Source organism: Thiohalocapsa sp. (genome assembly GCF_022340605.1).
Taxonomy (GTDB): Bacteria; Pseudomonadota; Gammaproteobacteria; order Chromatiales; family Chromatiaceae; genus Thiohalocapsa.
In genome coordinates this window covers 1-9,219 of the sequence record NZ_JAJDNQ010000060.1, presented here as the reverse complement: position 1 = coordinate 9,219, position 9,219 = coordinate 1, and the positions used below count along the sequence as shown (strand labels likewise).

Sequence of the window (9,219 nt, the reverse complement as noted above, 5' to 3'; positions counted from 1 at the left end):
GGTCCCCCACCAACCCGCAGGCAACCGCACCGCCGCCATCGCGCCACAAACAGCAGTGGCGCTCCCACAGCGGCAGCGCGCTTGTGGGCGCAGTCCTTGTGGGAGCGGCACTCTCGGTGCCGCGACGGGCGGCCAGGCAGCATGCGAAGGCCCGAATCCTCTACCAAGCCGCAGATAACCGCACCGCAGCCATCGCTCCACAAACAGCAGTGGTGCTCCCACGGTCGCGGCGCGCTCGGAACGATTGCTGTGGGATCGGCATCCGCCACACCCCTCACAACACCTTCGTCACCAGCTTGACGCTCGGATCGTTGCGGTCGGTCTCGATGCGGAAGCCGAGCGATTTCACCAACGCCAGCATGCGCGTGTTGGCGGTGAGCACCTCGCCTTCCATGATGCGCAGTCCACGCTCGCGGGCGTTCTGCATCAGCGAGCGCATGAGCCGCGCGCCGATGCCGCGGCTGCGCACGTTGTCCGCCACCACGATGGCGAACTCGCAGCTGTCGCCCCCGGGGCGGGTCATGTAGCGGGCCACGCCCACCTCCACCTCACGGCCGTCCTCCACCGTCACGCCGATCAGCGCCATCTCGCGGTCGTAGTCGATCTGCGTGAAGCGCACCAGCATCTCGGGCGAGAGCTCTTTGATGGCCTGCATGAAGCGAAAGTACTTGGTCTGCTCCGACAGGCCGCGGACGAATGCCTGCTCCATCTCGGCGTCCTCGGGCCGGATGGGCCGGATGGTGAGGTCGGTGCCATCGGGCAGCGGCACCCGCTCGATCAGGTGCTGCGGGTAGGGATGGATGGACATGTGTCCATACAGCGACTGCTGCGGCGGGCGATAGTCCACGTGGATGCGGGCGTCCACGGCGATGACTTCCAGGTCGTTGCCGATGAGCGGGTTCACCTCCATGGCGATGATCTCCGGCAGCTCGCAGACCATCTCCGAGACGCGTTGCAGGATGCGCGCCAGCGCCTGGCGGTTCATGGGCGGCTTGTTGCTGTAGGCGCCCATGAGCCGTGCCACCCGGGTGTGGGCGATCATGGTCTGGATGATGAAGGCGTTGAGCGGCGGCAAGCCCAGCGCGCGGTCCTGCATCAGCTCCATGTCCGTGCCGCCGGCACCGAAGCTGATGACCGGGCCGAACACCGGGTCCCGCGCCACGCCCACCATGAGCTCCCGCGCCGCCCGCGTCGGCACCATGTGCTCCACCGTGACACCTTCGATGCGCGCTTCGGGCCGGAGCGTGGCGGCGCGCTCGGTGAGCTCGCTATAGGCGCGGCGGATGGTCAGCGCATCGCTCAGGTTGAGCCGCACGCCGTCCACGTCGGACTTGTGCGTCAGGTCCGGCGAGTTGATCTTCATCACCACCGGGAAGCCGAGCGCCTCGGCGGCCATCAGCGCCTCGTTAGGGCTGCGCGCGAGCACCGCCTGGGTGGTCGGGATGCGAAACGCCGACAGCACCGCCTTGGCCTCGATGGTGCCGAGCGTCTTGCGCCCCTCCGCCATGACACCCTCGATGATGAGCCGGGCGCCCTCCACGTCCGGCGCGCTCTGCTTGGACAACGGCCCCGGCGACTGCACCAAGAGCTTCTGGTTGCGGCCGTGCTCGGCGAGGTAGGACATGGCATCCACGGCCACCTCTGGCGACTCGAAGTGCGGCACACCGCCCTCGGAGAACAGCCGGTGCGCCTCGGCGACGCTCGCCTGCCCCATCCAGCAGGTGAGCACCGGCTTGCGCGTCTGCTTGGCCGCGGCGATCACTTCTTCCGCGGTGGCCGTCGGGTCACCGCAGTCCGCCAGCGGCGCCAGCAGCACCAGCACGCCGTCGACGTTCTCGTCCGCGATGCAGGCGTCCAGTGCGGCGCGATAACGAGCCTCGGTCGCATCGCCGATGACGTCCACGGGGTTGTTGTGCGACCAGTGCTTCGGCAGCGCCTGCTCCAGCGCGGCGCGGGTGGCATCGCCGAACTGGGCCAGGGTCAGCCCCTGCTCCACGGCGCGGTCCGCGGCCAGCACGCCGGGTCCACCGCCGTTGGTGATGATGGCGATGCGGTTGCCGGGGAGCCTGCGCCCGGCACCGAACACCTGCGCCGCGGCGAACAATTGCCAGAGCCGCTCCACTTGCACCGCGCCGCTGCGCTCCATGGCGGCGGCGAACACCTCCGCCGACCCCACCCAGGCGCCGGTGTGGGACAAGGCCGCCCGCGAGCCCGCCGGATGCCGGCCGCTCTTCACCACCACCACCGGCTTCAGGCGTGCCGCGGCGCGCAGCCCGCTCATGAAGCGGCGCGCGTCGCGAATGCCCTCGACATACAAGAGGATGCTCAGGGTCTTCGGGTCCAGCGCCAGGTAGTCCAGCACGTCGCCGAAGTCCACGTCGGCCGCTGCACCCAGCGATACCACCGCGGAGTAGCCGAGCCGTCGGGCCTGCGCCCAGTCCAGCATGGCGCTGCACACGGCGCCGGACTGGGACACCAGTGCCACGCGCCCGGGCAGCGCGAGCTCCGGGCCGAACGCGGCGTTGAGGCCGGTGGACGGGCGCATGACCCCAAGGCAGTTCGGCCCCAGCACGCGGATGCGGTTGCGCCGCGCCGCCTCCACCATGCGCTCTTGCAGCACGGCGCCACGCTCGTCCTTCTCGGCGAAGCCCGCCGAGTGCACCACCGCGGCGCGTACGCCGAAGTTGCCGCACTGATCCAGGATGCCCGGCACAGTGTCCGCCGGCGTAGCGATGAGCGCCAGGTCCACGTGCTTCTCCAGCGCGGCCAGGCTCGGCCAGCAGGGATGGCCCTGCACCTCCTCGTACTTGGGGTTGATGGCATAGCAAGCCCCTTTGAACCCGCCAGCCAGCAGGTTGCGGAACACCGTCGTGCCCAAGGCATCCTCCTGCTCGCTGGCGCCGAACACGGCCACCGCCTCTGGCACGAACAACTGGTCGACATCGGACAGCCGCATGAAGACTCGCCCCTCCCGCGGGCGCATACAAAGCATTAAGCTTGTGACAATTAGATTGCAGCGGCCAGCGGCACGATTGCCCCAAAGCGGATCACACCCCGGGACATCCGCACCGGGGCGTCGCGGCGGGTATCGAGCCAGAGGGCAACGGTCGGCAGGACGCCGCAGCAACCCGGAAGCCGCCCGCACACCCACCACGAGCAACCTGGGGGTCGCCACCATGAATCTCGCCTACATCTCGCACGAAGACTGCCGGCTGCACCAGATGGGCGCCCACCACGTGGAGGTACCCGAGCGCCTGCACGCCATCAGCGACCGCATGATCGCCGCCGGGCTGGAGATGCTGGTAACGCATTATGACGCGCCGAAGGCCACACGCGAACAGCTCTTGCGCGTGCACGACGCCGGTTATGTGGACATGCTGTTCGAGGCCGCGCCGGCCGCCCACGACGTGCTGGTGTGGATCGACGGCGACACGGCCATGAACCACGGCACCCTGAGCGCCGCGCTGCGCGCCGCGGGAGCCGCCGGCTATGCCGTGGACCTGGTCATGGGCGAGCGCCACCACGCCGCCTTCTGCGCGGTGCGGCCGCCGGGCCATCACGCCGAGCGCAAGGCCGCCATGGGCTTCTGCTTCTTCAACAACGTCGCGGTGGGCGCCGCCCATGCCATGGCCGAGCACGGCATCGAGCGTATCGCCATTGTCGACTTCGACGTCCACCACGGCAACGGCACCGAGGACATCTTCGCCGGCGACGAGCGGGTGCTGTTCTGTTCCAGCTTCCAGCACCCCTTCTACCCGGGCACCGGCGCCGACAGCAAGGCGCCCAACGTCATCAACATTCCGCTGCCGTCGCGCACCGACGGCACCGCCTTCCGCAACGCGGTGGAAGCGCGCTGGCTGCCGCGGCTGGACGCGTTTGCGCCGCAACTGGTGATGATCTCCGCCGGCTTCGACGGCCACGCCGAGGACGACATGGCGCACTTCAACCTGCGCGAGCCGGACTACGCCTGGATCACCCGGCAACTGCACGACCTGGCCGAGCGCCATGCCGGCGGGCGCATCGTCTCGTGTCTGGAGGGCGGCTACAGCCTCTCCGCCCTCGGCCGCAGCGTCGCGGTGCACGTGGATGAGCTCATTGGGCACGGCTGAGAGGAAATAAAGAAATCCAGTCGCGGATTCTCTTGACGCGGCCATCGTAGGTCGGGCCGACGCCAGGAGGCCCGACGCTCGGGCAACTGCATCGGGCGCCATGTTCACCTTCGCTCCTCAGCCCGATCGACGTGTGACCAGCCGTAGGTCGGGCCGACGCAGGAGGCCCGACGCTCGGGCAACGACAATCAGCCCGGATCGCCAAAGCCGGCCCCATCCTTGCTTGCAATCGCGGGTCAGACACCACGACGAGGATTTGCTCCATGGCCCGCTTCCAACCCTGCCACGGCAAGAACGAGTGCCGCGACGACGGCGAGCGCTGCGTCACCTGCGGCCGCCAGCTCACCGAAATCGCGCGGCTGCGGGAGTCCATCGATGCGCTGGCCGCCCTGGCGCTCGACTGCGACTACGAGAACGTCGAAGAGTACGCCGGCTACGTCGCCCGCAAGCTGTTCAAGACCATCAACCACCGCCGGGAGCAGGCGGGGTGACGGCAGGCTCCGGACGGCAAGCCATTGCGGCAGGACCGCAGGCCGATCCGAACCTCAATCCGACAAGCGCTTCTCCAGGAACAGGTATTGCACCGCGCGGACGCCGCCTTCGCAGGCGCCCTCGCCGGAGCCGAAGCCGAGGCGCCGGTAAAGCCCCAGCGCCACCGCGTTGTCTTCCCGCACCTCCAGCGTCACCTTGCAGTGCCCGCGCGCGCGGGCCAAGGTCTCCACCTCGATCAGCAACCGCCGACCGACGCCCCGGCCGCGCCACGCGGGGAGGACGGCGAGGTCGTGTAGGTTCGTCAATGGCCGCGCGCGGAAGGTGGAGAATCCCGTGAAGCACACCGCGGCGCCCACCGGCTGCCCGCCCGCGAAGGCAAGCACCTGGAAGGCCCCGGGCATGGCGCGCAGCGCCGGAATCAAACGCCCGCGCGCCTCGGGTGCCAACCGGCGTCCGACACCCATCGGGTCTGCCGCATAGGCATCGAGTACCGCGAGCAGGGCCGCGGCGTGCTCAGGCCGGTGCAGGTCGGCTTTAACGAGGTCGACTGGCGCGTTGGGCATGATGTTCTCGGGCTGCGCACAGCGATGCCGGTAATTCCAGGAACGCTGATGAGGCAAGTTCAGCCGAATGCTGACTCCATCGGGCCGCCGGGCGCTCGGTTGAGCCGCCCTCTGGGTTGCACGATAATCCACTCGCCCCTTTGATCGGGATAATCCCCATGTCGATATCGATTTGCTTGCGCACTGCCGGTGTGGCCCTGCTGTTCGCCCTGCCGCTCGGCGCCCGAGCTGCGCAACTGCTGCTCTACGACGACACCCGGGGCAACATGCCCCAGGATCAGGGCGCCATGGCCTACTTCTACGACTTTTTCAGCGGCTCCGACCCGGGCCCACAGGCGGTCGCAGGCGGTGTGCAGCTCGACACCACGGGCGACCGCGGCGATTCGGCGGGCTTCTTCAGCCACATTCCTGGCTTCTGGGTGCCGGTCTCGTCGAGCTTCCCGGAACTCGACCCGGCAGACGGCTTCACCCTGTCCTTCGAACTCGATCTCCACGCCGAGGACCACGGCACCAACATCAATCGCGCGGGTTTCAGCGCGCTCATCGTTGGCGAGGACCTGTTCGGCATCGAGCTCGGCTTCTGGACCAGCGAAATCTGGTCTCAGACCCTGGTGGGCGACCAGTTTCGCAGAGGCGACGGCATCGCCTATGACACCACGATCGGCACGATTCTCTACGATCTGACAATCTCGGGCGGCGATTTCTTTCTCTTCGCCGACGGCGTTGAAATATTCACCGGGGCGACACGCGACTACTCGGCCGGCAGCGCCTTTCCGGACCCCTACGAAGTGCCGAGCAACCTCTTCCTCGGCGACGACACCGGCAGCGCCGGCGCGGACTTCACCCTAGGGCGCATCACCCTGACCACCGGTCCCTTCGCGGCGGCGCCCGCCCCCTTGCCGGTTTGGCTGGTTCTCCCCGGCCTGGGTTGGATCATCCAGCGCCGGCCCCGACTCTAGGAGGCTCACGCGCACCTCGCGCCATCTGGTGCGAGGCGGGCAAGCCGCGGGCCGCGACGAGGCGCCCGGCACGACCTGACGCAGCCGGCACACGAGGCCCGCCATGTCCACGCCGAGAACGGCCATCGTCTGGTTCCGCCGCGACCTCCGGCTCGCTGACAACCCCGCGCTCGCAACAGCCCTCGAGCGCTGCGCGCAGGTCATTCCCGTCTACATCCACGCCCCGGGTGAAGAGGCCCCATGGCAGCCGGGCGGCGCATCCCGGTGGTGGCTGCATCACGGGCTGACGGCGCTTGCCGCCGACCTTGCCGACGCGGGCTCGCGGCTCGTCGTCGCCCAAGGCGAATCACTGTCGGCGCTGCGCCGGCTCATCCAGGCCACGGGCGCCGTGGAATGCCACTGGAACCGCCTATATGAGCCCGCCACCATCGCCCGGGACACGGCGGTGAAGCAGGCGCTGCGCGGCGACGGGCTCCATTGCGACAGCCACAACGCCGCGATGTTGTTCGAGCCCTGGACAGTGCAGACCACCGCGGGCGAGCCCTATCGGGTGTTCAGCCCCTACTGGCGGCAGTGTGCGCAGAAGCTCACCGACGTGGCCGCCCCACTCCCAGCGCCAGGCGCGCTGCCGCCGGTTCCGGCGGCGCTGGAGTCGTTGCCCATCGACGCCCTGGGTCTACTGCCGCGCATCCGTTGGGACCAAGGGCTCGCCGATACCTGGCAGCCCGGCGCCGCCGGTGCGGCGGCACGGCTGCGCCGATTCCTCGGGCAGGCCCTGGACGCGTACGGCGAGCGCCGCGACCTGCCCGGCGAGCCTGGCACCTCGCAACTCTCGCCGCACCTGCACTGGGGCGAGATCGGCCCGCGCCAGGTCCTGGCCGCGGTGCGCGACGCCCGCGCCGACATCACCGCGGGCGGTGCCGGCTCCTTCCTGCGCGAGCTTGGCTGGCGCGAGTTCAGCATGCAGTTGCTGTTTCACTTCCCGCACACCCCAGCGGAACCCCTGGACACCAGGTTCGCCGGCTTCCCGTGGCGCACCGACGGCGCCGAGGGGCTGCTCGAAGCCTGGCAGCGCGGGCAAACGGGCATCCCCATCGTCGACGCCGGCATGCGCGAGCTCTGGCACACCGGCTGGATGCACAACCGGGTGCGCATGGTGGTCGCATCGCTGCTGACCAAGAACCTGCGCCTGCCCTGGCAGGAGGGCGCGCGCTGGTTCTGGGACACGCTGGTGGACGCGGACCTCGCCAACAACACCCAGGGCTGGCAGTGGACCGCCGGCTGCGGCGCCGACGCGGCGCCCTACTTCCGCATCTTCAACCCGGTGCGCCAGGGCGAGCGCTTCGATGCCGGCGGCGACTATGTGCGCCGCTGGTGTCCGGAGCTCGCGGCGCTGCCGGAGCGGCTGATCCATCAGCCCTGGACCGCGAAGCCGGCGCTGCTGGAGGGGCTTGGTGTGCAGCTCGGCCGTGACTACCCGGCGCCGATGGTAGACCTGCAACGTTCCCGCGACGAGGCGCTGGCGGCCTACGAGCAGATCAAGCAGCAATCCTGACATGGCGCCATGAACTTGACGTGGCCCGTTCGCCCGCGGCGGTCTGTCGGGTTACCCTGTCGGCGCACCAATCGCCGATTCCGCCACTTCGACCTGCCCCTTCGCCCCCATGACCCAACAAGTCCTGAAAGTCCCACCCACCAAGAACACGCTGCTGACCCTGAAGAAGCAGGTGAAATTCCTGGAGGAGGGTCACGACCTGCTGGAGCGCAAGCGCGAGCTCCTCACCCGTCTGGTGTACGAGCGCATCGGCGAGTACCGGCGGCTGCGCGCAGAGAGCACCCGGGCACTGGAGGAGGCATACCGCTGCCTCGGCATCACCCACCTGCGCATGGGCACCCGCGGGCTGCACCAGGCGGCGCTCGGCGCCCAGCCAGCGTTCAACGTGGAGATCCTGCCGCGGCGCTCGCTCGGGGTGGAGTACCCGGCGGTTACGGCAGAGCGCCGGCCCATCGAGCCGGTGGGCCTGCTCGGCAGCGATACGAGCTTCGACAACACCCGCGAGCGCCTCGCCGACGCCGCCGTGGTGCTCGCGCAGCTCGGCGAGGTGGAGATCGCGCTGCACCGGCTCATGGAGGAGCAGCGCAAGGCACAGAAACGGGTCAACGCGCTCAAGTACAACATCATCCCGCTGTATCGGCGCACCATCCACTTCATCCAGTCCGCGCTGGAAGAGGAAGAACGCAACACCCTGTTTCAGGTGAAGGTGCTGCGCGAGCGCGGCGAGGATCGGGCGTTCGGTTGAGGGGGCGGTGAAGCATCGATATCGAAAAGCACCGAACGGCGCCGCGCGCGCCAAGTCCCACCCTCGACATCCGGAGTCATCAGCCCATGGACACCAGCGCCCTCAAGGGTCTCGAGCTGCTCGTCATCGTCGGCGCCGTCGTCTGGTTCTATCAGTCCCAGATGCGCAACCTGAAGCAGCTGAAGGAAGAGCGGGAAACGAAAGGGAAAGCCGCATCTGAGAAGCAGGCCGGGAGCGACCAGCAGTGACTGCATGAGCGGCGCCCCGGGGGGCGCCGCTTATGCAGTCGGCCTGGGAGCGCCGACTTGCAGTCGGCCGCGCCCGCCGCGGGCTCAATGCCCGCGGCGGGCGCTCTACGGCGGGTACTCACGCTGACAAGCATTGAGCCGCACGCACGTGTCCCAGACGCCGCCGACGCGGCATCGAGCCGCGCCGGCGGCGGGCCGAGTGCAACTCGGCGCCCCCAGGGCTTCGCGGCGGGGACGCCGCCCCCACGGCTTGGTGACCGACGCCGCGTCAGGGCTTGAGCACCTCCAACCCACCCATGTAGGGCACGAGCGCATCCGGCACGCGGATGCTGCCGTCGGCGTATTGGTAGTTCTCCATCACCGCGACCAGGGTGCGGCCGACGGCGAGTCCGGAGCCGTTCAGCGTATGCAGCAGCTCGGGCTTGCCCGTCTCCGGGTTGCGCCAGCGCGCTTGCAGCCGGCGCGCCTGAAAGTCCGCGAAGTTGGAGCAGGAGGAGATCTCGCGGTAGCGATCCTGGCCCGGCAGCCAGACCTCCAGGTCGTAAGTC

General features: G+C 69.1%; 9 protein-coding genes. 6 read left to right on the top strand and 3 right to left on the bottom strand.

The features are described 5' to 3' along the window. Positions 1–274 precede the first annotated feature (274 nt). Positions 275–2,956: a bifunctional acetate--CoA ligase family protein/GNAT family N-acetyltransferase gene (locus LJE69_RS07805; protein ID WP_296923616.1), complete on the bottom strand. Its 2,682-nt coding sequence runs from the start codon at positions 2,954–2,956 to the stop codon at positions 275–277. A gap of 220 nt (positions 2,957–3,176) precedes the next feature. Here LJE69_RS07805 and LJE69_RS07800 point away from each other — a divergent pair, with 220 nt between their 5' ends. Together LJE69_RS07800 and LJE69_RS07795 are read left to right on the top strand one after the other, a co-directional pair. Next, positions 3,177–4,109, top strand: coding sequence for a histone deacetylase family protein (locus LJE69_RS07800; RefSeq protein WP_296923613.1), 933 nt, complete (start codon positions 3,177–3,179; stop codon positions 4,107–4,109). A gap of 263 nt (positions 4,110–4,372) precedes the next feature. After that, entirely contained in the window at positions 4,373–4,600 is a 228-nt protein-coding gene (locus LJE69_RS07795; protein WP_296923610.1) for a hypothetical protein, read from the top strand. Positions 4,601–4,654: 54 nt separating this feature from the next. Here the strand turns inward: LJE69_RS07795 and LJE69_RS07790 are convergent, their stop codons facing one another. Further along, complete coding sequence (locus tag LJE69_RS07790; RefSeq protein ID WP_296923607.1) at positions 4,655–5,164, bottom strand: N-acetyltransferase; 510 nt, start codon at positions 5,162–5,164, stop codon at positions 4,655–4,657. Positions 5,165–5,355: 191 nt separating this feature from the next. On the opposite strand from LJE69_RS07790, the gene LJE69_RS07785 reads away from it, so the two are divergent. The 4 genes from LJE69_RS07785 (at position 5,356) to LJE69_RS07770 (ending at position 8,671) form a co-directional block, all read left to right on the top strand. Then, positions 5,356–6,123 (top strand): hypothetical protein, encoded by a 768-nt coding sequence (locus LJE69_RS07785; protein WP_296923605.1) that lies wholly within the window; start codon positions 5,356–5,358, stop codon positions 6,121–6,123. 103 nt (positions 6,124–6,226) lie between these two features. Beyond that, the gene (locus LJE69_RS07780) at positions 6,227–7,678 is read left to right on the top strand and encodes a deoxyribodipyrimidine photo-lyase (protein WP_296923602.1); all 1,452 of its coding nucleotides are present in this window, start codon (positions 6,227–6,229) and stop codon (positions 7,676–7,678) included. Between the two features lie 109 nt (positions 7,679–7,787). Further along, positions 7,788–8,423, top strand: a complete 636-nt coding sequence (locus LJE69_RS07775) for a V-type ATP synthase subunit D (RefSeq protein ID WP_296923599.1) — start codon at positions 7,788–7,790, stop codon at positions 8,421–8,423. Between the two features lie 86 nt (positions 8,424–8,509). Next, positions 8,510–8,671, top strand: coding sequence for a hypothetical protein (locus LJE69_RS07770; RefSeq protein WP_296923596.1), 162 nt, complete (start codon positions 8,510–8,512; stop codon positions 8,669–8,671). A gap of 268 nt (positions 8,672–8,939) precedes the next feature. On the opposite strand, the gene LJE69_RS07765 is transcribed toward LJE69_RS07770, so the two are convergent. Continuing rightward, positions 8,940–9,219 (bottom strand): aminoacyl--tRNA ligase-related protein (locus LJE69_RS07765; protein ID WP_367114641.1); only part of this gene is annotated, 280 nt, incomplete at its 5' end.